This window comes from Pseudomonas sp. A014 (assembly GCF_052378495.1).
In the GTDB taxonomy this organism is placed as follows: domain Bacteria; phylum Pseudomonadota; class Gammaproteobacteria; order Pseudomonadales; family Pseudomonadaceae; genus Aquipseudomonas; species Aquipseudomonas machongensis.
Map to the genome: position 1 here is coordinate 5,253,449 of NZ_CP199001.1, position 26,213 is coordinate 5,279,661.

The 26,213-nt window shown below is 65.0% G+C and carries 16 protein-coding genes and 2 pseudogenes; 7 read left to right on the top strand and 11 right to left on the bottom strand.

What is annotated here, in order from left to right:
- Nucleotides 1-13: 13 nt before the first annotated feature.
- On the bottom strand, nt 14-961 hold the full coding sequence (gene cpaB / locus ACTYOL_RS24400) for a Flp pilus assembly protein CpaB (RefSeq protein ID WP_197892407.1): 948 nt from the start codon (nt 959-961) through the stop codon (nt 14-16).
- Between the two features lie 283 nt (nt 962-1,244).
- Here cpaB and ACTYOL_RS24405 point away from each other — a divergent pair, with 283 nt between their 5' ends.
- Nucleotides 1,245-1,421: a Flp family type IVb pilin gene (locus ACTYOL_RS24405; protein WP_063546282.1), complete on the top strand. Its 177-nt coding sequence runs from the start codon at nt 1,245-1,247 to the stop codon at nt 1,419-1,421.
- Nucleotides 1,422-1,469: 48 nt separating this feature from the next.
- Complete coding sequence (locus ACTYOL_RS24410; protein WP_054894187.1) at nt 1,470-1,880, top strand: response regulator; 411 nt, start codon at nt 1,470-1,472, stop codon at nt 1,878-1,880.
- Between the two features lie 10 nt (nt 1,881-1,890).
- Here the strand turns inward: ACTYOL_RS24410 and ACTYOL_RS24415 are convergent.
- The 5 genes and pseudogenes from ACTYOL_RS24415 to pbpC all read right to left on the bottom strand — a co-directional run bounded on the left by ACTYOL_RS24415 (nt 1,891) and on the right by pbpC (nt 9,106).
- Nucleotides 1,891-2,465 (bottom strand): annotated as a pseudogene (locus ACTYOL_RS24415) (PIN domain-containing protein).
- Nucleotides 2,465-2,923 (bottom strand): helix-turn-helix domain-containing protein, encoded by a 459-nt coding sequence (locus ACTYOL_RS24420; protein WP_153774073.1) that lies wholly within the window; start codon nt 2,921-2,923, stop codon nt 2,465-2,467. Before ACTYOL_RS24420 ends, ACTYOL_RS24415 begins: the two are co-directional and overlap by 1 nt.
- A gap of 176 nt (nt 2,924-3,099) precedes the next feature.
- Nucleotides 3,100-4,770: a ShlB/FhaC/HecB family hemolysin secretion/activation protein gene (locus ACTYOL_RS24425; protein ID WP_444757225.1), complete on the bottom strand. Its 1,671-nt coding sequence runs from the start codon at nt 4,768-4,770 to the stop codon at nt 3,100-3,102.
- 136 nt (nt 4,771-4,906) lie between these two features.
- Nucleotides 4,907-6,493 (bottom strand): collagen-like triple helix repeat-containing protein, encoded by a 1,587-nt coding sequence (locus tag ACTYOL_RS24430; RefSeq protein WP_200603103.1) that lies wholly within the window; start codon nt 6,491-6,493, stop codon nt 4,907-4,909.
- A 252-nt stretch (nt 6,494-6,745) separates the two neighbouring features.
- Nucleotides 6,746-9,106: a peptidoglycan glycosyltransferase PbpC gene (gene pbpC / locus ACTYOL_RS24435; RefSeq protein WP_153774076.1), complete on the bottom strand. Its 2,361-nt coding sequence runs from the start codon at nt 9,104-9,106 to the stop codon at nt 6,746-6,748.
- A 59-nt stretch (nt 9,107-9,165) separates the two neighbouring features.
- On the opposite strand from pbpC, the gene ACTYOL_RS24440 reads away from it, so the two are divergent.
- Nucleotides 9,166-9,459, top strand: coding sequence for a hypothetical protein (locus ACTYOL_RS24440; protein WP_054894193.1), 294 nt, complete (start codon nt 9,166-9,168; stop codon nt 9,457-9,459).
- A gap of 58 nt (nt 9,460-9,517) precedes the next feature.
- Here the strand turns inward: ACTYOL_RS24440 and ACTYOL_RS24445 are convergent, their stop codons facing one another.
- On the bottom strand, nt 9,518-14,419 hold the full coding sequence (locus tag ACTYOL_RS24445; RefSeq protein ID WP_444757226.1) for an alpha-2-macroglobulin family protein: 4,902 nt from the start codon (nt 14,417-14,419) through the stop codon (nt 9,518-9,520).
- A 204-nt stretch (nt 14,420-14,623) separates the two neighbouring features.
- Between ACTYOL_RS24445 and ACTYOL_RS24450 the strand changes: the two genes are divergently transcribed.
- Nucleotides 14,624-15,961, top strand: a complete 1,338-nt coding sequence (locus ACTYOL_RS24450) for an MATE family efflux transporter (RefSeq protein WP_444757227.1) — start codon at nt 14,624-14,626, stop codon at nt 15,959-15,961.
- A 42-nt stretch (nt 15,962-16,003) separates the two neighbouring features.
- On the opposite strand, the gene speA is transcribed toward ACTYOL_RS24450, so the two are convergent.
- From speA to ACTYOL_RS24470, 4 genes are all read right to left on the bottom strand, one after another.
- Nucleotides 16,004-17,917 carry an arginine decarboxylase gene (gene speA / locus ACTYOL_RS24455; protein ID WP_054894196.1) on the bottom strand — a complete coding sequence of 638 codons (1,914 nt, stop codon included), beginning with the start codon at nt 17,915-17,917 and terminating at the stop codon, nt 16,004-16,006.
- Nucleotides 17,918-18,070: 153 nt separating this feature from the next.
- On the bottom strand, nt 18,071-18,442 hold the full coding sequence (locus ACTYOL_RS24460; RefSeq protein ID WP_444757228.1) for a translation initiation factor Sui1: 372 nt from the start codon (nt 18,440-18,442) through the stop codon (nt 18,071-18,073).
- Nucleotides 18,443-18,651: 209 nt separating this feature from the next.
- The gene (locus tag ACTYOL_RS24465) at nt 18,652-19,185 is read right to left on the bottom strand and encodes an NUDIX hydrolase (protein WP_153774080.1); all 534 of its coding nucleotides are present in this window, start codon (nt 19,183-19,185) and stop codon (nt 18,652-18,654) included.
- Nucleotides 19,182-20,249 (bottom strand): DUF2333 family protein, encoded by a 1,068-nt coding sequence (locus ACTYOL_RS24470; RefSeq protein WP_054894199.1) that lies wholly within the window; start codon nt 20,247-20,249, stop codon nt 19,182-19,184. Before ACTYOL_RS24470 ends, ACTYOL_RS24465 begins: the two co-directional genes overlap by 4 nt.
- A 250-nt stretch (nt 20,250-20,499) precedes the next feature.
- Between ACTYOL_RS24470 and ACTYOL_RS24475 the strand changes: the two genes are divergently transcribed.
- From ACTYOL_RS24475 to ACTYOL_RS24485, 3 genes and pseudogenes are all read left to right on the top strand, one after another.
- On the top strand, nt 20,500-22,116 hold the full coding sequence (locus ACTYOL_RS24475) for a response regulator (protein ID WP_125931321.1): 1,617 nt from the start codon (nt 20,500-20,502) through the stop codon (nt 22,114-22,116).
- A gap of 1,550 nt (nt 22,117-23,666) precedes the next feature.
- Nucleotides 23,667-24,191: pseudogene (locus ACTYOL_RS24480) on the top strand (methyl-accepting chemotaxis protein); the annotation flags it as partial.
- A gap of 218 nt (nt 24,192-24,409) precedes the next feature.
- Nucleotides 24,410-26,176 (top strand): protein-disulfide reductase DsbD, encoded by a 1,767-nt coding sequence (locus tag ACTYOL_RS24485; RefSeq protein WP_153774083.1) that lies wholly within the window; start codon nt 24,410-24,412, stop codon nt 26,174-26,176.
- The last annotated feature ends 37 nt before the right edge of the window (nt 26,177-26,213 follow it).

The window sequence follows — 26,213 nt, forward strand, 5'->3', positions numbered from 1 at the left end:
CATCCTTGCCTGGTCAGGGAGTCTTGTCGGTATCGGCAGCCTTGGCGCCACGAATGATCTGCATGCTGGGCGCAGCGTTGGCGGGAGCAGCGCTGGCCACGGGAGACTGGGACAACTGGCTGAAGCGATAGAGCTCGCGTCCGGCGCTCTCGACCTGCGGCCGCGCCTCAGGTTCGGCCCAGTAACGGGCCAGGCGCTGTTCATCGGCGCTGCGTACGGCCAGGCGCAGGGTGCCGGCCTGGGCAGCGAGCATCAGCCGGCTGGCCAGGGCTTCGGGTACGGCCAAGGTGACGGTGCGGGTAGCGCCGACGCTGCCTTGGCTCCCGTGCTGTTCGCGCCGGGCCTGTTCCTCCTCGACGGTTTGCGCCGGCCGTCCATCGTTGGCCAGCCCCATCTGCTCGCCAACACTCAGCACGCGCAGGGCCGGCAGCACCACCTGGGCTGAAGACTGCGGGTTGTTGTTCTCCTCGCGCAGAAACAGCAACACATCCACGTAGTCGCCTGGGCGCAGCAGTCCGGCCGCCCCCACCACATCGTCGACGCCCACGGCCACCGCGCGCTCGTGGGCACGAATCATCCGCGACAGTGGCCCGCCCGCCTGAAAGCTCGCCTCGTCCAGCCAACTGCCCGCCGACAGCGCACGCGCGCTGGAGCGACCGAGCACCTGGTCGATGTGCTGGAACGCACCGGCAGGCACCACTTGCAGGCGCTCTAGCAGCACATCGTCCTCGGTCAGGGGCGTGTTCGCCGGGAGCGCCCTGCGCAACACAACGATGGGTGAACGTGCCGGTTCGGGCGGTTGGGGAGGTGGCGCAATCACTTCGGCAGGCGCTTCGGCGACTGTGGGAGCAGGACTGACGGGGGGTGTGGACGGGCGGCTGAGCACCAGCCCCCAGTAACCTGCGAGTACTGCGCCGAGAAGAAACAGGACAGCCAGGACCATGGTCAAGCGACTGCTCATCTCCGCCTCCCTGCGCCATTAGATTGCTGGCAAAACGTAACTATTTCGCTATTGAACGGTAGCGCAGACCTCACCGTTCGCCATGAGCGGAAACGGGATTTTTTCGTCTGGCACGCGGACATGCAGGGAAAACAGGTACTTAGAAAAAGCCTTGGCTTCCAATACTTTAGGGTTAATGCCTTTTTACATTTGCAGGCTTCGCCAGCTTGGCAATTCTATGATGGCAAATGGACGTTACTTAGCCACGTCCTTACCCCGCGCCGTCGGCGCAAGGAGATGTGCCATGCAACTGCAACGGATCCTTCAGCACTGCAAGAACTTCATCACCCGCAAGGACGGCGCGTCCGGTATCGAATACGCGCTGATCGCCGCAATGGTCGCGGTGGTGCTGGTGCCATTCGTACCGACGATCTCCGGCAAGATCACCACGATGTTCAGCGCCATCTCCGGGGCGCTATGACCTTGACCAGCACGCCGCAGCATAACGCCAGGCGAACAGGAGCCAAGCATGCCGAACTCTTCCTCGCGCCAGCAAATTCTTTTGGTGGACGACGAGGAAGAGGCACTGCAGGAGCTGGCTGAACTGCTGGAAAACGAAGGTTTCAAGTGCCACACCGCCAACTCGGTGAAGACAGCCCTGCAACAGCTCACCCGCTACCCTGATGTGGCCCTGGTGATCACCGACCTGCGCATGCCCGAAGAAAGCGGCATCGGCCTGATCAAGCGCCTGCGCGACCACACCGCCCGCCAGCATCTGCCGGTGATCGTCATGTCCGGCCATGCCGATATGGACGACGTCAGCGACCTGCTGCGCCTGCATGTGCTCGACCTGTTTCGCAAACCGATCTACCACGCCCGCTTGCTGGAGACACTCGACAATCTGTTTCCCAAGTCGGTGATGCAGGTGGTGGGGCGGTAGGCCAATGCGTTCAGATCAACAAGGCGAAGTCGCGCAAAACTCCTGCCCTCTGCGGTAGGCCTTGCCTCGAATAGCACTCCAGCAGGGCTTCGGCGGTGTAAGGCATACGAACCAAGCTGCGCCGCATTTCAGCCACAGCCTCCAGAACAGCAGCCTGATCGAGGTCCCACAAGTCCATGATGAATTCGTCAGGGTGCTGTGCCTCTACACCGAAACAGCGCAATGCGGATGGGGGAAAGTCTTTCAGGTTGAACGTCACGATGACTTCCGCGTTGCTTCTGATCGCGGCGGCAAGAACATGTACGTCATCGGGGTCGGGCAGATTCAGAGCCGGGTACAAGGATTCATGACCGACAACCAGTGCATCGGGAATCGCCGCTTCCATCAGTGTGGAAATACGGTCCAATTGCCCCCGGGTAAGATCCCGCCGTTTCAGCAACAGATTCCTTTTCCATTCATCATCGATCTGGGCGCTCCATCTGGCTCTGTAAAGGCCTTGCCAGCGAGCCTGACCAGCAAGTCGCGCAAAGGGGCGGGATAAAGAACGCATGCGTCGTAAATCGTGGTGAACGGTGAGTGACGCATCAATACCCCAGGTCAAGCTCTTCCGATAGCGCGGTCAAGTCGTCCATCGCCTTGCGGCTGGCCTGATCCCGCTGCTGTTTGTAGGTCATCAGGTCAGAGAAGAGAACACGACGATGTCGACCCGCCTTGTGATGGGGCAAGGCTCCTTCCTCGAGCAGTTTCACCAGATGAGGGCGCGAAACACTCAGCAGATCCGCAGCCTCCTGCGTGGTCAGCTCCGCGTGGACCGGCACTACCCGCACAGAGTTGCCCCGTGCCAACTCTCCCAGTATGTCCAGGAGCAACCGCAGCGCACTGGTTGGCAGCTCGACGGCATGCGCCTTGTTATCGGCGTCGTAGATCTCGATGCGCTGCATGTCAGCCTGGGTGCATAGCACGGCTGCCAGGTCTCGTTGCCCCTGCACAGCGGCTGCTACTTCACGGGCCTCGGGAAACTCGGTACGGATAGGCACAGTCATGAACTTTCTCGCTGAAGACTTCTGTTCACTTCAACATATTCGAAATAAGAACAATCAAGTATCACCAACTTCCCTTCCCTGACGTCCTCGCAAAGACTAGACAGGCCCCCCATGAGCGGCAATCAGACGCTATTCGACAGATCAGGTCAGACAGTTCCTAGGAAGATCCATCCTCCCTACAGTTGATAACTGAAGCTCACCGTGAACCGCGGCCGCCGGTTCAGACTGTCGAGGGCGATGTCCGACATGGGCTTGGCTACCTCCAGCGCCATGTTGTAATAGCGCGCATCGCCAAACCGCAGCCCTACCGCCGCCGACGACATCTTCGCCTTCTGCACCTCCAGTTCGTTGAACCAGGCCCGCGCGGTATCGAGCACCACATAGGGCTGCAGCACCTTCAGCCACTGGCCTTGGCGCTGGATGCTGTAGTTCAGCTCGTAGGCCAGGCCCCAACCCTTGTCGCCGGAGGCCTGGTCGCTGGGGTAGCCACGACCGAAGTTCTGCCCGCCGAACACCGCCCGTTCGCTGTCGGGCAAACTGTCGTTGCTCCAGTAACCGGCAGCGGACACGACCCCTTGCCAGTGTTCGAGGAAATTGTCGCTCTGCACCCCGGACAGGCGCAGGCGCAGGAAGTCCAGGTCGTAGCCTGCATTGGTGCGTGCGCCAAAATGGTCGAGGCCCTGGTAGACCCCGGCGCTGAGGATGCGCAGGCGCTTGGCCTCGGCCTTGCGCCAATCACCCTCGAACGACAGCGCGCGAATGTCGGTGTGGCTGTCGAGCTTCAGCGGGAAGCCCACGACCTGGTAGTCGATCTGGTCATTGACCGCATAGAAGCGCCCGACCACATCCAGCCATTCGGTCGGCGAGGCGATCAACGCCTGGCTGAGCCCGATCGAGTAACGCTCGTTCTCGCGGTGCTGGGTCAGGTCGATACCGTTGTCCAGGCGAATGCGTGCCTTCGGGTCGCTGCGATAGCGCGATGCCGACAACAGCAGTTGCGTACCCTCGTCATCCAGGAACTGGCTGTAGTCGACGCGGTAATAGTGTTCCTTGTCCTCGCCCGGCGGCACCAGCACGCTGGCGCTCAACTGCTCGGCGAAGCGAGTCTGGGCATTGCTGCTGGCGCCCAGCAGCGCTTGCAGGTCGTCACGGTTGCCGTCGCTGAGGTTGAGCGTGGTGGTGAAGGGCTTGCGCGAAGCCTGGGCAATCAGGCGCGTGGCACCGTCGGTGGTGCCCGGTGGCGGCACCTGGGCCTGGAAGGTGACACCGGGGATACGGCTGATCAGGCTGGTGTAGCGCTCGAAGGTCTTGCGCGTCAGCGGCCGTTCGGCCTTGAGCTTGTTCACCAGACGCTCGACATAACCCGATGCGGAGCCGATATCGCCCTGAACCTCGTAGTCGCGGATATAACCTTCCACCAGCACCACCCGCACGCGGCCATCGGCGAAGTCTTGCGGCGGAAGATAGGCGTAGGACAACAGGTAGCCGTCCTGCTGGTAGCGCTGGGTCAGGCGTCGGGTGACCTCGATCAGTTCAGCGAGGGTCACGCTGCGATTGAGTATCGGTTGGTAATGCTCGCGCAGATCTGCCAAGGGGTAGACGGTCCCGCCCTCGAAGCGCACCTTGCGCACCAGGACCTGGGTGTTCATCTGCAATGGCGTTTGTTGGGGTGCCGCTGGTGCCGGTACATTCAGCCCAGGCTTGCCCGGACGGTAGGCGTCCACCGGTAGATTCGGCGTGGGCAGGCGGCGTTCGGTTTCGTTGCTGTTGAGAAAACTCGGCAGGGGTTCGGCGCGGGCCACGCAGGCCCAGGACAGCGCCAGCATCGTCACCAGCAGTGGACGCATTCGGACACTCCATGATCCTGTGGAACCAGGGGCGCCCGGCAGGGACGCCCTTGTCAATGCAAGCGTAGGTGCTGAGCGAGCCGTCGTCTAACCGAGCGCCCGGCGGATCAGCGAAAAAGATCCGCCGGGCACTTTATCAACGCTGCACGCCGCCCAAGGCACCGGTCACACCGCCCAGTACGCCGCCGAGCCCGCCACCCTGGCTACCGCTGCCATTGACCAGCGTGCCGGCCTGGCCAACGGTGCCACCGACTGCGCTGACCGTCGTGCCCACCTGGCTGACTACCGGGTTGCCGGTGGCCGCGCCAAGCTGGCTGCCTGCACTGGCCACCGCACCGCCCACCTGATTGAGCAACCCGGCGACCGGCGCACCGACGCCCGTCGCAGCACCAACCTGCTGGGTCACACTGGCCACGCCACTGACGACCGGCGTCACACCGGCGCTCACCTGTTGCGTCACCGCTGCCACCGGAGCACCTGCTGCCGTATTGGTGACGCCATTGCCACCGAGCACCGTGCCGAGCGCAGCGACGGTGTTGCCAACCTGGCCCGTGCTGCCACCTACCGACGCTACCGCCGGATTACCAGTGCCCGCCGCCAGCCCGCTGCCAGCGCCAGCAACCACGCCGCCAACGGTTTCCAGCAGGCCAGTGCGTGCGCCGCCGGTTGTCGGGGCCAGGCCGCTGGTGGTGCTGACGGTGCTACCCACATTGCTCACCACTTGCCCGAGCGTACTGGTCAATGGATTGCCGTTGCCGGTGCCTGCAACCTGTTGCCCGGCCTGGTCGAGCGCCCCGCCGACCTGGTTGAGGGTCTGGTTCAGCGGGCCAGCGAGCCCGGTTTGCCGGGTGACATTGGCAGTGGTGTTTTCCACCAGCGACACCACCGGCACCAACGCATTGCTTACCCCCTGCGTGGCGCCCGCCAGCGGGCCGCTGGTACCGACAGGGGTCAGCGTGTTGCCCAGCATGGTGACCGCCTGACCGACACGGTCGACGCCTTGCCCGGCGCCTGCCACCACTTGGTTGACCAATGGAACCTGCTCGACCGGTGAGCTCGTTGCGAGCGCCCCTATGCCCTGTCCCAGGCCGGATACGCCGGTCCCGAGGTTGGAAGTGGCTGCCCCCACCACGCCGACTGTCGTACCAACGGCGTTGTTTCCGGTGCCCAGTTGCCCAAGCCCCTCGCTCAGGCCGGAGCCGACACTACTGACTGCATCACCCGTGGACGACACCAGCGAACCTACGCCGCCGGTCAGCGAAGTGTTCCCCGCCACCGGCAGCGAGCCGATCATCTCACCCAGGTTGCTGACACCATCGCCCAGCCCGGAAACGGTATTGCCGACTTGGCCGACGACCTGACCGGTGACCAGCGGGGTCGGCGTATTACCGCCACCCGCACCACCATCACCACCGCCTGGCGTTCCGCCACCGTTACCAGGATTGGTACCGCCGCCTCCCGTACCATCTCCTCCACCACCGGTGCCACCACCAGTGCCACCGTTGCCTGCGCCGTTGCCACCACCCGCCATACCGCCGCCATCACCACCGCTGCCGCCCGATCCGTCGGAGCCGCCGCCTGCACCTGCACCAGCGCCACCATCGGTGGACGAGCCATCAACCTCGCTGTGATGACCACCACCACCGCTGCTGCACCCGGCAAGCCCAAGGGCCATCACCAGCGCCAATGCCGTACTCGCTTTCATCCAAACCTGAGTTTTCATGGGCGACTCCCGCACTGCTTTGTTGTTGGATAGGCGCGCTGGCCAGGCTGGCCAGCGTTATGCCTTCAGTCAGCAGTGAAGCTCCGGCGGTTCGACGGCGGTAGGTCGTAAGTTGGTATTAATACGGGGGAATAAGGTGCTGACGGCGCTGGAAAGCCTATGAAATTCAGTGAGTTGTGAGGGCAGCCCGAATGGCTGACCGAAAGGTTTAATACCATGTCATTAGTACAAGGAAGCGCTGGCTGAGAGCGGCTACTCCGCCACCTGGAACTCGACCCGTGCCGTCTCGCCGCTCTCATCCAACGCACTCAACTCGATGCGGCCTGACTGCTCGAAACGCACCAGCAGGCTGTCCTGCCCTTCGGTCTCGCCCAGCGGCTGGCCATTGAGGAACCACCAGCGCCGCCCTGCCCCACCCAGTGCCGATACGTGCAGTTGCAGTGGCTCGTGACTGGTGAGCGGCCGGCGCAAGTTGTCGCCTGCTCGCACACCGACGATCGACAGCGGCGGCGCGCTGGGCGGCACCTGCGGTGGACAGGCAGGATCGACCATCGGCAGCCGCGCACTACGCCGCTCTACCCGTGGCAGCCACGGTTCCAGAGGCGCAGGCCAGAGGGCAATTTCCAATGCTTTCGCCCCCCGACAGCTGGCATCGACCCGCAAGCCGCGCTCATTGACCCATACCGTTTCGCGCAGGCCCAACCCCAGCGGCTGGTCGGCAGCCTGCAAGGTCGGCGGCGTGGTGCCGTCGAGGGTCCAGGCAAAACGCTGGCGGCGGCATTGCGGGTCCTGACGATTCATCGGTTGTCCCAGGGGCCAGCAGATCGCTGCCACGCCGACACTGCCCGGCACGTTCTCCACGGGCACGGCAACACCGCGCTGGCTGTCGCGGTTGCTCAGCAGGTCGTGCACCTGCAGCATCAGCGGCGCTGCCGAAGCCAGGCCGAACTGGCCCGGCACCGGCGTGCCATCGGGTCTGCCTATCCAAACACCAATGATGTACCGCGGGCCGACCCCGACCGACCAGGCATCGCGAAAGCCATAGCTGGTGCCGGTCTTCCAGGCCAGTTGCGGGCGCTGCACCAGCTCGGCGTGCGGATCGCGGTCCGGACGCGCCTGGCCGCTGAGAATACGCCGCACGATCCACGCCGAACCCGGCGACAACAGGCGCCGCTCCAGCAGCGGGTCCTGGGGCTGCAGGCGGATCTTCGCGCTCTTGCCTTCACGCGCCAGCGCGGCATAGCCACCCACCAGGTCCTCCAGGCGGCTGCCCGCACCGCCGAGAATCAGCGACAGGTTCGGCTCGGCCAGTGGCGGCAGTATCAGCGGCACCCCACCGATACGCATCTGCGCGGCAAAGCGTTTGGGCCCATAGGCCTCGAGCAACTGAACCGCTGGCAGGTTGAGCGACAACGCCAGCGCCGAACTGGCCGACACCGGCCCACTGAAGCCCATCGAGAAGTTGCCCGGACGATAGTCGCCATAGCGACGCGGCACATCCTGCAACAACGATTCGGAGTGGATCAGCCCATCGTCCAGGGCCATGCCATAGAGAAACGGCTTGAGGGTCGAGCCCGGCGAGCGCAGGGCATGCACCATGTCGACATGGCCGAAGCGGCGCTCATCGCCCAGATCGATGGAACCCAGGTAGGCACGCACGGCCATGGTCTGTGCCTCGACCACCAGGATTGCCGCCGAGGTGCGCTCGGGCAAGCGTGCACGCCAACCGAGCAGCAGGTCTTCGAGACGACGCTGCAACGATGCATCGAGCGTGGTGCGGATCAGCGTCGGGCTGTCCGCCGTGTTCAGCCGCCGAGCCAGCAGTGGCGCCAGCGCCGGCTCCTGGCGTGGGGCGAGCAACAAAGGCTCCTCGCGCGCCTCGGCAATCCGCTGCTCAGGCCACACCTGGTAGTCGGCCAGGCGTTGCAGCACCTTGTCGCGGGCACGCTGCGCACGCTCGGGATGGCGATCCGGGCGCAGGCGGCTGGGCGCCTGGGGCAGTACGGCGAGCAATGCCGCTTCGGCAGGCGTGAGGTGCTTGGGCGACTTGCCCAGGTAGGCCCAACTGGCGGCAGCGACGCCCTGCAGGGTGCCGCCGAAGGGCGCGCGATCGAGGTAGATCTGCAGGATCTCGCGCTTGGACAGGTGCCATTCAAGTTGCGCCGTACGCCACAGCTGACGCAGCTTGCCGGCCAGGGTGCGATCATGGGGGTCGAGCAAACGTGCTACCTGCATCGACAGCGTGCTGCCGCCGGACACTACGCGCCCGCCACGCAGGTTCAGCCAGGCCGCGCGCGCCAGGGCCAGCGGGTTGACCCCGGGATGGTCGTAGAACCAGCGATCTTCGTAGGTGAGCAGCGCCTCCAGATACAAAGGCGATACTTCCTCGGGGCTGACCGGATAGCGCCACACGCCATCGGCATCGGCGAAGCGCCACAGCGGCGTGCCGTCCTCGGCGAGCACCACCCGCGCCAGGTCGTCACCCGGCATCGGCAACGGCCACAGGCGATCCGCCAGCCACAGCAAGACGACGCTCGACAACACAGTAATGCCGATACCACGCAAGATCCTTGCGCTGCGCGTACGCGGGCGAACTATGCTTGCGCCTGGCATCGGGAACCGACCCCATCGAACGATGGCCAAAGGCTTGGGATGATCATCAGGAAGCAGCTATGCATGTAGAAGGGTTTTTCGAGTGGTTGGGCCAGGCGCTGGGTGCGGTGATCAAGTTCATCGTCGATATCATGAGCGGGCTGTTCAATCTGCTGGCCAATGCCGGCGGCAATTTCATCGACGGGCTGGCGCGCACCTTGGGCATGGACACCTCGCTGGTCAGCATCCTTGCACTGATCGTCGGGCTGATGCTGCTGTACTCGGCGATCCGGGCGTTCATGCGGGCGTCGATCGTGATGGGCATCATCTGGCTGGTGCTGGGCTTGTGGGTGTTGAGCTGGATCATTCACTGACCCAAGGCCCGCCATCCATGAACCTGTGGGAGCGGAGTCACCCGCTCCCACAGTCGCATCAACGGCTACGCACCACCATCTCGCCCTGGCTATCCCCCACTGCCTGCAGGTTCGGCCGGTACATCGACTCCACCTGCGGCGGCGGAATGCGATAGCTGCCCGGCGTTACCGCACGCGCCAGGTACAACAGGTGCGTGGTGCCATAGCTGTCGAGCTTGAGGGCGGCCACATAGCGGTCGTCGCGGTACTCCTGGTGAACCACGCTGGCGTTCTGCATCGATTCGCGCCATTGCTTGACCGCGCTGCTGGCGTTGTCGAGGCTGGCCGCGCTCTGCGCCAGGTTCTGGTTTTCCAGCTCCAGGCCCGCCGGCAGCAGGTCGACCACCAGCGCATCCGGCACCTGGCTCTGGGCCTTGAGCGCCAGGTGCACCAGCACCAGGTCGCCACTGCTCAGGTTGCGCAGGTCCAGGGTCTGGCCGTTCATGCCCAGGTATTCGCGACGGATCTCCATGCCATTGCTGCTGGCCACAGGTGCCTGGCGCGGATAACCGGACAGGGTCAGTTGCTGGTAGAGGGTCTCGCTGCCCTGGTTCTGGATGCTCAGCGGCGATGCCAGCAACGGGCCTTCGAGCTTCATGCCCGATTCGGCGTTGTTGAACTCGCGAACCTCGCCGGCGCTGTCCAGGCGCGCCTGCCAGTTGCCTTCGGGCTTGCCCAGCAGGCCACGACCGGCGAGGAACAGCGCGTTGCGCTCCTGGGTCGACAGCCAGCGGTTGGAGGCCAGTTCGTCGGACAGCGCAAACAGCCGCTGATCGACCTGGTTGCTGGCCAGGTTGTTCTCCTGCAGCAGGGCCAGGATCAGTGCCTGGTCACGCACGGCGCTGCCGTAGTCGGCCAGCCAACCCTTGCCGCGGCCGATGGAAAGACCCGCCTGCAACGCCTGCTGCGAACGCGGCTTGTCGCCCATCTTGTCCAATGCCACCGCCAGTTGCACCAGCGGCAGGCCGGAGCGGGCGTCGCTGCGGCGTTCGAACAGGCTGCGCAGCGCACCCAGCGGCGCCTGCTGGCTGCGGGCGAGCACCAGGGCGGCGTAGGCCTGCACGGCGAAGCGGGTGTGCTCGGCGTCCTGGCTGTAGTCGACCTCGATCAGGTTGCGTTCCTGCAGGTAGCGCAGCAGCCGCTCGTTGGCCTTCTTCAAGGCATCGGCAGGCACGCCGTAGCCTTGCTCACGCGCACGCAGGAGGAAGTCGGTGACGTAGGCGGTCAACCAGTACTCTTCCTCGCTGTCCGAACTCCACAGGCCGAAGCTGCCGTTGTAGCGCTGCATGCCCAGCAGGTGCTCGATGCCCATTTCGATCTTGCGCTTGCGCACATCGGCCGGTTCGCCCTTGATACCCAGGCGCTTGAGGGCGTCGGCATCGGCATAGAGCGAGGGGTACAGGCCGCTGGTGGTCTGCTCAAGGCATCCGTAAGGGTAGGCTTCCAGAGCGCGGATCTGTTCGGCCAGGTTCAGCGGCGGGCGACTCGACAGCGCCAGGCTGGCTTCAAGGCCTGCCGATTCGAACTCGGCCAGCTCATTCTCTGGCAGGGTCCAAGGCTGGTCCTTCAGCGCCACGCGGTAGTGCTTGAGCATGGCCGGATACGCCGGGCGCACACCCAGGGTCCATTCGCGCTCGAAGCCAGTGGCCGTCTCGCCCGGCAACTGCAGGCCATCGACACGCACGTGTACCTTGCCCTGCCCCAGGCCACCACGGGCCTGGACCGGGATCATCAACGTGCTGCGCTGGCCCTCGGCGAGGTTGATGTTCTGTTGGGCAGCCCCAGCGAGGTCGAGCTGCCCGTCGGTCGTCACCTGCACGTTGAGCTGCTGGGCGCGGCCAGACAGGTTGGCCAGGTCCAGGGCCAGGCGGGTCTGGTCGCCACCGGCAAGGAAGCGCGGCGCCGACAGCTCGGCGATCAGCGGTGCCGCTACGACCGTCTTGCCTTCGGCCATGCCGAAGTGCTCGTCGGTCCAGGCTTGCGCCATCAGACGCAGTTCGCCGTTGAAGTCAGGAATATCGACCGTGGCCTGGCCTTCGCCTTTCTCATCGAGCGTTACCGGCAGGCTCTGCTGGGCGACGATGGTGACCGTGGTGTTCGGGCGCTTGCCGCCCTTGGCCATGGCGGCGTCGCCACCGAAGGCCAAGCTCGCCAGACGCCCCTGGCCGGCTTCGATCAGTTGGCCGTAGATGTCCAACTGGTCGGCGCCGTAGGCCTTGCGGCCGAACAGGCTGGCAAAGGGGTCGGGGGTCTTGAAGTCGGTGATGTTGAGGATGCCCACATCCACCGCAGACAACAGCACATGCACCTGTTTCGGCACGCTGCCATCGGCATTGACGGCCTTGAGCTTGACGGTCAGGGGCTGCTTGGGACGCATCTTCTCCGGCGCCTGCAGGCTGACCGCGAGCTTGCGCTCGGCACGGTCCAGCGGCAGGTGAAGCACACCGACGGCACGCTTGGGCGTGGCATTGACCTTGCGCTCGCCCGGACGAATCACCAGGGCGCTGATATAGAGGTCGTGACGGGCCCATTTCTTGTCCAGCTCGACCTCGAAGGTCTTGCCCTCGGCAGGTACGTCGATTTCCTGCCACCACAGCGGGCCGTCGCTCGACTCGATCATCAGGTAGCCGCTGCCTGCGGCAGGCGGCGTGACGGTGACCTTGGCGGTAGCACCGTCGGCGTAGGACGGTTTGTCCAGTGCCAGCTTGACCTGGTCCGGGCGTACCGCGCCGCCTTCGGCGTTGTCCTGGGCGCGGTAGCCGGCCCAGAAGCGCTCGCTGGATACCAGCCCAGTCTCGGGGTCTTCGACCTCGACGCGGTATGGGCCCCATTCCACGGGGAAGGTCAGCTTGGCGGTGGAACCGGCCTTGATGCTGATGGTTTCTTCGCTCTGGGTGAGGAATTTCTCGTTGTAGTTGTAGCTCCAGCCATCGCTCTGCGAGTAGTTCCAGTAGTAGTCGCGCCGCTCACGGATCAACCGCACCTTGAGGTCGTCGACGGCGAGCTTGTTGCCGTCGCGATCGGCGACCAGCACCTCGAACTGCACCGGGGCATCGCTGTCGGTCTCTTCGCCATCGAACAGGCCGCGCAGGCCCGGCAAGCGATCGGCCGGCCAGATCGGCTGCTCCAGGCGACGGGTGATCGGTCGACCGCCAGACTCCTGCAGGCTGGCCTGCACAGTCAGTTGCAGCGGCGAGCGGGCCTCGGCCCAGCGGCTCTCGATATCGACAGTGGCCTTGCCGGCCTGGTCGAGGGTGACTTCATCGAGTTCCAGGTCCTGGGTCAGCTCGCTCTCGGTGACCGAGCCGAACTGATAACCCGGCAGCGCCGGCACGGCTTCACGCAGCGGGCGGATGTAGGCCTGGCCGCTCAGGCGATTGCCGGCGGCAGGCGCGCCATAGAGGTAGCGACCATTGACCTGGATGCGCGCGGTTTCTTCGGGGCTGAGCGGTGTCTTGCTGCCCTTGAGCTCCAGCGCCAGGCGCTCGGGCAGGAAGTCTTCGACGAGGAACTCGTAAACCTGCTTGCGGCCGCCGCCCAGGTCGAGCAGCAGCTGCCAACGCCCGGTGGGCGCTTCGCTGGCCAGTTGCAACTGGTACTGGAACAGGCCGTTCTGGTCAGCCTCCCAGACGAACTTGCGGCTGACCTGCTCATCGGGGCGACGCACTTCGACCGTCACTGGCTGGGCCTTGACCGGCTTGCCGTCCTGGTCGCGCAGCAAGCCGTTGAGCAGCACGGTTTCGCCGGGGCGATACAGGTCGCGTGGGCCAAAGATGAAGAACTGCAGCGGGTTGGCCTGGGGGCCGGTGATGTCGAACTCGGCCAGGTCCAGTGCGGCGGTGTTCAGGCGCAGCAGCGTGGTGTGCACGCCCTGGGTGGCGATCAGGGTGTCGGCCTTGGCCGTGATCGGCAACTCGGCATGGCCCTTGCCATCGGTCTTGGCCTGGGCCAGCAGCTTGCCCTTGTCGTCGTGCAGTTCAAGGGTTACGTCACTCAGGGCCTTGCCGCCCTCGAGGGCCTGGGCGAACACGTCGAGGCGGTCGCGGTAGCGGTGGGCGGACACGCCGATATCACTGAGGGTGAACAGGGTCGCCGGTTGCGAATAGTCGTAGGTACCGGAGGCGCGCATCACCGCCAGGTAGACGCCCGGCTCCTGCAACGGCTTGATCCCGGCGATCGGCAGCAGCACGGTTTCGCGGGTGTTGCGTGCAGGGTTCAGGTCGAAGCGGCCGCTGTAGACCAGCTCGGCCATGTCCAGGGTTTCCTTGGACTGGTAGTAGTACAGGCTGCTGTTACGGCCCCAGTTGACCAGGAAGGTCGAGAGCATTTCCGGTTTGACCCGGAAGAACTCGACATCGACTTTGTCGACGTTCAGGGCGATCACCGGCAAACCTTCGGCCAGGCGGGTAGGCAACAAAGAGCCACGGCTGGCAAAGCCGATGGTCGGCTGCATGTCGCGGGTTTCCAGGCGGCTGACCGACTCGCCTTGAAGCGTCTTGCCGTTGACCGCGAGCAGGCCCTTGTCGACGGTCAGCACCAGCTTGCGCTGCGGCTCGAGGTGGCGCAGGCGCAGTTCCATCTGGTTGTCAGACAGTTCCCAGGCGCCGTCGAGCTTGCCCTTGACGGTATCGACCAGGTGCACCTTGGCGGCGAAGTCCTGATTGGCATCGAGCGGTACCGAGAAGCTGATCGACAGGGTACTGGCACCGTCGAGCTGGACCTCCGAGACGTCCAGCACGTCGAGCTCACGGTCGGCGTAGCGCTTGGCGAGCGCTGCCGGGTCCTCGCGCTTGGCGGGCTTGGCTTCGGCTGGCGCGCTGGCCGCGGGCTTTTCCGCCGGCGCGGGGGCGTCCTTGGAGGAGGAATCACAGGCACTGAGCAGGGCCAGCGCGCAGGCCAGCAACAATCCTTTGTTGAACATGGGAGAGAGGACTCTTCGGCAGCAGGGTGGTGAGGGCAGGAACTATAGCGCAACGTACGGCAGGCTACCTGCGCTGCAGTGGCAAATGAGACCGCGTTCGCACGGATTGGTTGCCTGGCCGGTACAATGGCCACCAGCCGAAAACCGGGGCCGCCATGCGCCCCTTCGCGGGCAAGCCCGCTCCCACAGGATAAGCACTCCCGCATGCCCTCACTGCTCACCGACTGGCACCACCGCCTCACCCACCGCAAGGTCTGGGCCCTGGCCGCGCCGATGATCCTTTCGAACATCTCGGTGCCGCTGGTGGCACTGGTCGACAGCACGGTCATCGGCCATCTGCCCCACGCCCACCAGCTCGGTGCCGTCGCCGTCGGCGCCACACTGTTCACCTTCATGGTCGGCCTGATGGGGTTCCTGCGCATGGGTTCGACCGGCTTTGCCGCCCAGGCCGCCGGCCGCGCCGACGGCGCCGCGCTGCGCCAGGTGCTTGTACAAGGGTTGCTGCTGGCGCTGGCGTTCGCCGCACTGATCGGCCTGCTTGCCCTGCCGTTCAGCCAGTTTGCGCTGCACATGATTCAACCCGGCGAAGCGCTGCACAGCGCCACCGAAGACTTCTTCCATACCCGCCTGCTCGGGCTGCCAGCGGCACTGGCCAGCTATGCCCTGGTCGGCTGGTTCCTCGGCACCCAGAACGCCCGCGCACCGCTGGCGATCCTGCTGACCACCAACCTGCTGAACATCGTCCTCAACCTGTGGTTCGTGCTCGGACTGGACTGGGGCGTACTCGGCTCGGCGCGCGCCTCGGTGATCGCCGAATGGAGCGCGGCGCTGCTGGGCCTTGCCCTGACCCGCCCGGCGCTGCGCGCCTATCCGGGGCGCATCGCCTGGGCCGCGCTGAAATGCTGGCAGGCCTGGTGCCCGCTGCTGGCGGTCAACCGCGATATCTTTCTGCGCAGCCTGGCTTTGCAGTTGGTGTTCCTTCTGATCACCGTGCAGGGCGCGCGCCTGGGCGAGGCGACGGTCGCGGCCAACGCGCTGCTGCTCAATGGCCTGCTGCTGACTGCCTATGCCCTGGACGGCCTGGCGCATGCGGTCGAGGCCCTGTGCGGCCACGCCATCGGCGCACGTGAACGCGACACCCTGCGCCGCTCGCTGGTGGTCGCCTGCGGCTGGTCGCTGATCGTCAGCCTGGTCTTTGCCGGGCTGTTTCTGCTGGGTGGGCACCTGTTCATCGACTTGCAGACCGATATCCAAAGCGTGCGTGACGCGGCCTACCCCTACCTGCCTTACCTGGCGCTGCTGCCATTGGTAGCGGTGTGGAGCTATCTGCTGGATGGCCTGTTCATCGGAGCGACGCGTGCCCGCGAAATGCGCAACGCGATGCTGGTATCGGTGGCGATCGCATTGCCGCTGGCATTCGCCCTGCGAGGGTTCGGCAACCATGGACTGTGGCTGGCGTTTCTCGGATTCATGGGATTGCGCGCGGTGACGCTGGGGTGGGTGGGGTGGCGGTTGCAACAGCGGGCAGCATGGATCGGTTGAAGCAGGGCCGCTCCTGCAAACCTTGCAGGAGCGGCCCGCCGATCACGACGACAGGTACGAAGAGCGGGTCAGGCCCAGACGCAGCGCATCCAGGAACTGGGTCCGCTCCCGGGCGGTGATCTTGGCGCTGGCGACCTTGTCGCGGTAGTGAGTCATCAACTCCTCCGGCGACAGGTGCACGTAGCGCAGCATGTCCTCGATGGTGTCGTGGGTCTCGATGCCGGCGTGGTACACGCTGCCGTCGGCGTTCTGGTAGATGTTCACCGAGTCGGTGTCACCGAACAGGTTATGCATGTCGCCGAGGATCTCCTGGTAGGCGCCGACCAGGAACACACCCAGCAGGTAGTCCTCGCCTTCGCGCACCGCATGCACCGGCATGCTGGTTTCGATGCTCTGCTCGTCGACGTACTGGTTGATCTTGCCATCGGAGTCGCAGGTCAGGTCCTGCAGCACCGCGCGGCGCATGGGCTCTTCGTCCAGGCGGTGCAGCGGGATGATCGGCAGTACCTGGCCGATGGCCCAGGTGTCCGGCAGGCTCTGGAACACCGAGAAGTTGCAGATGTACTTGTCGGCCAGCTTGTCGTTGAGCTCGTCCAGCACCTGGCGGTGCGAACGCTGGCGAGCCTTGAGCGAGTTGTGCAGGCGACGGCACACAGCGAAGTAGCATTGCTCGGCCAGGGCTTTTTCGGAGAGGCTGATCTTGCCGTCGGCATACTGCGCAGCCACGTCACCCATGTAGTGGGTGGCGCGCCAGTAGGTCTCGGTGACCATCTCGATGTCGGTCGGGCCGAGCAAGTCGGCCAGCCACTGCACGGTCTCGGGCAGCGCCTCCTTGTTCTCGATGGTCGGCACTTCGTCGTTGTGGCTTTCGACGTCGGTGACCTGGATCACCAGCATGGCGTGGTGTGCAGTCAGCGAGCGACCGCTCTCCGAGAAGATGTGCGGATGCGGCAAGCCCTGGGCGTCGCAGAACTCCTTGAGCATCCCCACCACCACGCCGGCATAGTCATCCATGTCGTAGTTGATCGAGCTGGCGTTGCGCGAGTGGGTACCATCGTAGTCGACGCCCAGCCCGCCACCGACGTCGATGTGATCGACCGGCAGGCCCAGGCCACGCAGCTCGCCGTAATAGCGGATGGCTTCCTTGAAGCCGTGCTGGTAGTCGGCGAGGTTGGCGATCTGCGAGCCCATGTGGAAGTGCAGCAGGCGAATACCCTGGTCGAGCCCGGCATCACGGAAGCGGCTGACCACCGACAGCAATTGCGCAGCCGACAGACCGAACTTGGATTTCTCGCCCCCGGTGTCGGCCCACTTGCTCGACGCCAGCGACGACAGGCGCACGCGCAGGCCGACCTGTGGCTTGACCTTGAGCTCGGCGGCCTCCTCGATCACCAGGGCGACCTCGGACTCCTTCTCGATGACGATGAACACGTTGTGGCCGAGCTTCTGGCCCATCAGCGCCAGGCGGATGAACTCGCGGTCCTTGTAGCCGTTGCAAACGATGGTGCCGCCCTTGGGCGCCAGCGCCAGCACGGCCAGCAGCTCGGGCTTGGAGCCGGCTTCGAGGCCGATCGAGACGTTTTGCGTGGCGATGATGTTCTCGACCACCGCTTCCTGCTGGTTGACCTTGATCGGATAAAGGGCCGTGTACTGGCTCTGGTACTCCAGGCGCGCGATGTTGGCGTCGAAGGCACCGGTCAGTTGGCGTACGCGGTCCTGCAGGATGTCCGGGAAGCGGACCAGCAGGGGCAGCGACAGGCCACTCTGGCGCAACTCGTCGACCTGCTCGAAGAGATCGATCGGCGCGCTGTCGGGGCCGTTGGGGCGTACTTCGACACGCCCGGCTTCATTGATGGCGAAATAACCAGCGCCCCAATGGCGGATACCATAAACACTGCGGCTGTCGGCCACGGTCCATTGGCTGCCATCGTCCTTGCGTGTGCGTCGTACGGACATTCAAGTCCCCTATAGATAAGTCAAGACACTGCCCCGCGATGGGTGCGGGCGCAGTGTAGAAGCTGAAAATGACGATTCGTCCGTCTTCGGGGGTAGACCCCGGCAACGGAAACGAGTTTAGAAAGCACTGGGCAAAAAATCCTGCGGACTGGCTCAGCCGCCGGACTTCTTCGCCTTGAAGCCCTGCTTGATCAGTTCGGCGAGCAACAGCTCGACGTGATCACCCTGGATCTCGATGACGCCGTCTTTGAGGGCGCCACCGGTACCGCATCGACGCTTGAGCGTGCTGGCGAGATCCTTGAGCTGCTCGAGCGGCAGCGGGACGCCGGTAATGGTAGTGACGGTCTTGCCGCCACGCCCTTTGCTTTCACGACGTACCCGGGCGATGCCATCGCCTTCGGGGATGAGTTGCTGCTTGCAGACACACGCGTCCACCGGCTTGCTGCAGTCGGGGCAGTGCCGACCAGCGTCGGTGGAAAACACGAGACCGCCGAGGGCGGATAAGGAAGAAGCTTTCTTGGCCACTTTTGTTCCTCTTGCTGAGGACAAAAACTGGTCGGACCACAGGGGGACTGGACCGACCGCGAAGCCCCACTCAGGCAGGGGCGGCGCTACTGTCGCAGGTGTTGCGACAGCCCGAAAAGGGCGCGCAGTGTAACGATAAATCCTTGGCTTGCTAAGTACTGGATTGCGGCATTTTGCGAATGTTTTGCGACGTGGGGGAGCGCCGGCTGCTACAGGCTCGCCTTGTAGCGCTGCAACGCCGCCAGCGAGTCCGGACAGAAGTCCTTCTTCCGGCTCTCGGCCTCTGCCTGCTCCACCGTGACGAAGCGCGCCTCGATGACCTCTTCAGGCTGCAACCGCAGCGGCGCATCTGATACCGCCGAGAACACCGCGCACCACAGCCGGTTGCCCGGCTGGTCGAAGTAGAACTTCTCGTGAAAGCGCAACGTCACGCCGGCAATGCCCAGTTCCTCTTCCAGCTCGCGGGCCGCAGACTCGGCGTACTCCTCGTGCGCCCCGACCATGCCACCGGCCGCCACATCCCAGTACCCGGGATACAACGCCTTGCTCAAGGTGCGCCGGTGCACGCACAGCTCGCCCTGGCTGTTGAACAGCAGAATGAAAGTGCAGCGCCCGATCAGCCCACGCTCGCGCAACTCGGCCCGCGCCAGTGCGCCCAGGTACTGGTCGTGCTCGTCCACCCAGGCCACCAGTTCGGCATCGGAGGCCGCGCGGTGCGCGACCTCGGCGGGATTGATGGTCATCCTTGCGAGAGCAACTGACGCAGGTCGATGACTGCGGCGTTGGCCCGGGAGATGTAGTTGGCCATTACCAGCGAGTGGTTGGCCCACATGCCGAAGCCACTGCCGTTGAGTACCATCGGGCTCCACAGCGGCTCCTGCGAAGCTTCCAGCTCACGAATGATCTGACGCACGCTGACGGTGGCGTTCTTCTTGGCCAGTACGTCGGCGAAGTCGACCTCGATGGCACGCAGCAGATGCGACAGCGCCCAGGCCTGGCCGCGGGCTTCGTAGAAGACGTTGTCGATCTGCAGCCATGGCGTCTCGACGATTTCCTCGTCGACCTGCGGTGCCTGGCCGGCCTGGACGGTTTCGGTCTTCAGGTTGCTGTTGAGCTTGACCCGTCCCACGCTCGCCGACAGACGCTGAGACAACGAGCCCAGACGCGTGGCAACGTCGCCCAGCCAGTTGTTCAGGTTGTCGGCGCGGGTGTAGAAGATCGCGCCCTGGTCGCCAGCGGCCAGGCGCACCTGATAGCGGTTGAGCGACTTGATACCTTCCTCGAACTCCGACTCGCTGGACGGCAGGATCCAGCTCTTGTTGTCGAAGTTGAAGCGCGGCTCGGCCTTGGCCAGGTCGGCGTCTTCGGTCGATTGCGACTGCGAGCGAGCGAAGTCCTTGCGCAGCGCACGCGACAGGTCGCGCACCTGGACCAGCACGCCATATTCCCAGCTCGGCATGTTGTCCATCCACAACCCCGGCGGGAAGCGGTCGTTGGAGATATAACCGCCCGGCTTGTCGAGCAGGGTGCCGGCAACGTTCTTGAGGGTTTCGATGGTGGTATAGCCAACCACCATCTGCTGGCCGTTACGCTCGGCCGCAGCCTGGGCGTTCTGTTGCACCGGGAACAGGTCGGGCTCTTCGCTCCAGTACCAGCCAAGGCCGATGCACACCAGCAGGTACAGGCCGATCAGAGTGCCCAGGGCGCGGCTCCAGAGGCCGCCGAGGTAGCTACGGGTGGCGGCGCCACGGCCATCGGCGCGCTCAGGGCGCTCGGCCTTGGCCTCACGGTTTTTCCAGTCCAGCATGGCGTTGTCCTTAATCAATCATGACGGTTCAGGGGCTTGGACCACAGGCCTCGGCCAGGGTGCCACGGCAAGCCCGCGTCCCAGCACTATAAAGCAGACGCCGCCATACGCATAAGCGACCAATGGGTCGGGAACTGAATAATCGGGCCTGAACGCTTTGTTGATTCACAGCACTCGCGAGCAGGAAAAGACCTGCTAGCATAGAGCCATCATTGAACCTGCACCCTAACCTCCAACAAGCAGTCAGGACATGACCCAGCCAGCCGAGCCCAGCCACGAGCGCTTGAAGCAGCATTTCGCCCAGCGGGTCATCCATCAGGCCCGACAGATCCTCGAGATCTGGCAGCGCCTGCAGCGTGGCGAGTGGTCGAGCGCAGGGCTGGGCGAGCTGAGCGACGCCAATCTGCGCCTGCAACGCTACGCCGATCGTTTCGAACAGCCCGAACACGGCAGCCTGTCGACGGCCATCGAGCAGACGCTGAGGGCCATCGAAGCGAACAGCACGCGGCTCAATTCAGAACTGATCGGCGAGCTCAATCGCCTGATGCAACGCTTGTCGCGCACCGGCCTGCGCAAGGGCGACCAGCTCGATCATGTGCCCCTGCCGCCCTTGCGCAAGCCGGTGTACATCCTGCTGCAGGACCATGACCGCGCCGAACGCCTGGCGCAACAGCTGGAGTTCTTCGGATTGGGTGTGCAGGCACTGGGCAACGCCGATGCCTTTCGTGCCTCGATGAGCGAACGCCTGCCTTCGGCCATCGTCATGGATGTCGATTTCAGTGGCCCCGGCCAGGGCCTCAAACTGGCCGCCGAAGCCCAGCAAAGGCTGGAGCTGCACATTCCGCTGCTGTTCTTCAGCCTCCACGAGACCGACACCCCGACCCGCCTGGCCGCCGTGCGCGCCGGCGGCCAGGAGTTCCTCACCGGCACCCTGGAAGCGTCCAGCCTGCTGGAGAAGGTCGAACTGCTGACCAGCGCCGCCCAATACGACCCGTTCCGGGTGCTGATCATCGATGACTCGCGCGCCCAGGCCATGCACACCGAGCGCCTGCTCAACGGCGCCGGCATCATCACCCGCACGCTCACCGAGCCGATCCGCACCATGGCCGAGCTCGCTGACTTCCAGCCCGACCTGATCATCCTCGACATGTACATGCCCGACTGCACCGGTACCGAACTGGCCAAGGTGATCCGCCACAACGACCGTTATGTCAGCGTACCGATCATCTACCTGTCGGCCGAGGACGACCTGGACAAGCAGCTCGACGCCATGAGCGAAGGTGGCGACGACTTCCTCACCAAGCCGATCCGCGCCCGCCATCTGGTGACCACCGTGCGCAACCGCGCCGCCCGCGCTCGTCATCTCAAGGCACGCATGGTGCGCGACAGCCTGACCGGGCTGTACAACCATACCCACATCCTGCAACTGCTCGAAGACTGCAGCTTCCGCGCTCGCCGCGAGGAACACCCACTGAGCTTCGCCATGCTCGACATCGACCATTTCAAGAAGATCAACGACCGGCATGGCCATCCCATGGGCGACCGGGTGATCAAGAGCCTGGCGCTGTTCCTCAAGCAGCGCCTGCGCAAGACCGATTTCATCGGCCGCTATGGCGGTGAGGAATTCGCCATCGTCATGCCCAACACCGGGCTGGAAGCTGCGCACAAGGTCCTCGACGAGATCCGCCAGCGCTTCGCCGAAATCCACTATCCCGCCCAGCCGAACGACCTGCAGTGCACCTTCAGCGCCGGGGTGGTGCAACTCGATGACACGCTGGACGCGCTGACCATGGCCAGCGCGGCGGATGAGGCGCTGTACCGGGCCAAGCACGCGGGGCGCAATTGCGTGGTGAGGGTCGAGCCCTAGACTGGCACTCTGCCACTTTTTTATGGCGCCACCCCGTCCTCGTCATCACCCGGTCACAAAATCGCAATAACTTCAGGCACCTACCTCTCCATTCCCGCAGGAAGTTCGCGGCTATGCGCCTGAAGTGGCTGACCAATTTCAACACCCTCTTGCTGGTGACCGTGTGCTTCGCCCTGGGCGCAACCCTGTGGTGGTCGCAACGTGCACTCGAGCGCCCCTACCAGATGATGGAGCGCTACCTGGGGCTGTCCCAGCAGTTCCAGAACGAGGCCGCCGCCAATATCCAGGCCTACCTGGCCAGCGGCGACGCCCTGCGCCACGCCTCGGCCATGGAGGCCAACAAGCAGCTGCACAGCGCCCTTGGAGAATGGCCAGACGCACTGGCCGCCAAGCTGCGCCCGAGCCTGGACAGCCTGCAGGGCTTCACCGCCAACGAATTGCTGGCTGCCGGCAAGCTGGCCGGTGACCCACAGGCACTGCTGCTGCAAGCCGAGCGCGAGCTGGGCGCCAACCTTGAGCAACTGGCCGGTTATGCCCGCGACAGCGGCAGCGCCGAGGCTGGTCGCTACCTGGCCCCGCTGATGGACGCCTCGCTGCACCTGGGCCGCCTGGCACTGGCCCGCGACAAGCTGGTCAGCAGCGGTCGCGCGGAACTGGCCGACGAAGTGGAGCGTGAACTGCAACAGATCCGCGCCCAGGCGCAAATCATCGACAGCCTGCCGTTGCTGGGGGTGACCCGCGCGGCCGAATCCAACGCCGACGACTTCGCCGCGATGATGGGCCTGCAAAGCCAGGGCAGCGAGCAGAAGGAGGACGTTGCCGTGAGCCTCAAGCGTGAATTGCAGAGCTTGCTCGGTCGCTATCCGGCCGAACTGCAGCGCACCCGTGAACAGATCGAGCGTCGTGCCGCACTGGCCGCCAGCACCAGCGAGCGCCTCGAAGCTGTGCGAAAGGCCATCGCCGGACTGGAACCAGAGGTGCGTGGTCAGCACGCGAAGATCGCTGGCGAGGTCCGGGTCATCCAGGGCCTGATGATCGGCCTGATCCTGCTGATCGCCCTGCTCATCGACACCTTGCAGCGCCGCCTGACACGCACCCTCACCAGCCTTGCGCCGGCCCTGTCGCGCTGGGCCGAGGGCGATTTCGCCCAGCCGGTCGCCCTTGGCAAGACCAACCTCGAACTGCACGACATCCAGGAGTCGCTCAACCGGCTGCGCCAGTACCTGGTGACGCTGGTCGGCACCATCCGCCACAACGCCGAGCAAGTCGCAGGCAGCAGCCATGCCCTGGCCGGCATGAGCAGCGCGCTGCATGACGGTGCCGAACGCCAGGCAGGCGATACCGCACAGATCCGCGATGCCCTGGGCGAGCTCGAAGCGACCATCCAGCAGGTGGCCGGCGATGCCAGTTCGGCCGCCGATGCCAGCCGCGACGCCGGGCGCGCCGTGGAGCACGGCCAGGCGGTGATCGGCCACAGCCTCTCCGGCCTGCGAGCACTGGTCGATGAGGTGCAGGGCAATGCGCAGTTGATCGAACAGCTGGCCGAGGAGTCGGCGACCATCGGTGGCGTGCTGACGGTGATCCGCTCGATCGCCGAGCAGACCAACCTGCTGGCCCTCAACGCAGCGATCGAAGCGGCCCGCGCCGGGGAAATGGGCCGCGGCTTTGCCGTGGTGGCCGACGAAGTGCGTTCGCTGGCCCAGCGCACCACCGGCGCCACCGGCGAAATCCAGGCGCTGATCGACCGCCTGCAGCAGGCGGCGCGCGAATCGGTGAATGGCATGCGCACCCAGCTCGAACACGCCGAAGCCACCGCCAGCCAGGCCCAGGCGGCGGATGGTGCGCTGGATGAGATCGTCAGCGCGATTCGCACCATCTCCGATACAGCGGTGAGGATTGCCGACGTCACCGCTCAGCAGAGCGGTGCAGTGAGCGAGATCCGCGACCACAGCGAGCGGATTCATGCGCTCGGTGAGGACAACCTGCAACGCATCGGCGAAGGGCGCGAGCAGGGTGAGCAGTTGCTGCAACTGGGTGGTGAGCTGAATACCGCTGTGGGGGCCTTCAGGGTGTGATCGACAGGCTTGGCTCCTTCGCGGGCAAGTCGCAGCGGCGAACCGCCGCTCCCACAGGAACCGCGCCAGCAGGAGGTTTCCTCGCCGCTACCCAGTGGGAGCGGGCTTGCCCGCGAAGGGGCCAGGCCTGCAAGCAGCCGAACCTGCGACCACCTGTCATCCCCGGCTCCAGCCAACTCCGTTATCATGCCGGGCACGTTCCGCCTCGCGAGTCCGCCATGCGCCGCCTGTTCCTCCTGCTGTTCCTGCTGCTGGCCAGCCCCACCTTCGCCTCGGGCCTGCTCGACAACCGTCCCAGCGCCACCCTCGGCGCCGCCTCGCTGTCCAACAGCGCCGATTTCCTGCCGGTCCACGAAGCCTTCAAGCTCGACCTGATCAGCGCCGATGCCCAGTCGATCAAGCTGCGCTTCGTCGCCACAGAGGGCTATTACCTCTATCGCCATCGCTTCCAGTTTCGCAGCGAGCCGGCCGACATCGCCCTCGGCAACGCACGGATTCCCCAAGGCGAAGCCAAGCACGACGAGTTCTTCGGCGATGTCGAGGTCTACCATGGCATCGTCGACATCGAGGTACCGCGCACCGACTCGCGCGCCTTCACCTTGCTGGTCGGCTACCAGGGCTGCGCCGACAAGGGATTGTGCTATCCGCCGGAAACCGCACGACTGTCGATTCCCGGCGAAGGCAGCACCTTGTCCACCACCACGGCCGAGGGCTGGAGCTGGCAGACCTTGCTGCTGTTCTTCCTCGCCGGTCTGGGCCTGACCTTCACGCCCTGCGTGCTGCCGATGCTGCCGATCCTCTCGGGCGTGGTGCTGCGCGGCCAGGTGGGAGGGTGGCGCGGCTTCAGCCTTTCGCTGGCCTACGTGCTACCGATGGCTGCCAGCTTTGCCGCGCTCGGTGCGCTGATGGGCCTGTTCGGTGCCAGCCTCAACCTGCAGGCACGTCTGCAGTCGGCCTGGGTACTGGTGCCCTTCGCCCTGTTCTTCGTGGTGTTCGCCCTGGCGATGTTCGGGCTATTCGAACTCAAGCTGCCGCACGCCCTGAGCCAACGCCTGGACCGCGTCGCGAGCAATACCCGCGGCGGTTCGCTGCTCGGTGCTGCAGTGCTGGGCGTGCTTTCCAGCCTGCTGGTCTCGCCCTGCGTGTCGGCACCACTGGCCGGTGCCCTGCTCTATATCAGCGCCAGCGGCGATGCCCTGGGCGGGGCACTGAAGCTGTTCGCGCTCGGATTGGGCATGGGCGCGCCACTGCTGCTGGTGGCGACCGGCGGTGCCGCCTGGCTGCCCAAGAGCGGGGCGTGGATGAACACGGTGAAGAACGTGATCGGGGTCCTGCTGCTGGGCGTGGCGCTTGGCCTGCTCAGCCGCGTGTTGCCGGGGCCGGTGACCTTGCTGCTGATCGGCCTGTTGTCGGCAGGCGTGGCGCTGTTCCTCGGCGCGCTGGAGTTCGTGGTCAAGACCCCACGTCAACGCCTGGCCCAGCTGCTGGGGCTGCTCTGCCTGGTCTATGCACTGGCGTGCTGGTACGGCGCCCTCGCGGGTCAGGGCGATCCTCTGCGTCCATTGCCCGGCCCCGGCGTCAGCACCTCGTCCCACGCCACCTTCCAGGCAGATGCGTGGCAAACCCTCACCACCCCTGCCGCCCTGGAAGCCGCATTGGCCCAGGCCAAGGCCGCAGGCCAGCCGGTGCTGCTGGACTGGTACGCCGACTGGTGCATCAGTTGCAAGGTGATCGAACATGAAGTACTCAACGCGCCACAGGTGCAGGCCCAGCTGAACGGCTTCAAGCTGCTGCGGTTCGACCTGACCGAGAGCAACGCCGAACAACGCGCCCTGCTCGACCGCTACACGCTGTTCGGCCCACCCGCCTTGTTGTTTTTTGCCGCAAACGGCAGCGAAATGACCACTGATCGGGTGGTAGGCGAGGTGAACGCCGACGAATTTGCGAAAATTCTCACCGGCATGCGCAGCAAACTCGGTCTATAACTTCCCGCGCACCGGTAACTTTCTCCAACGAAGTGAC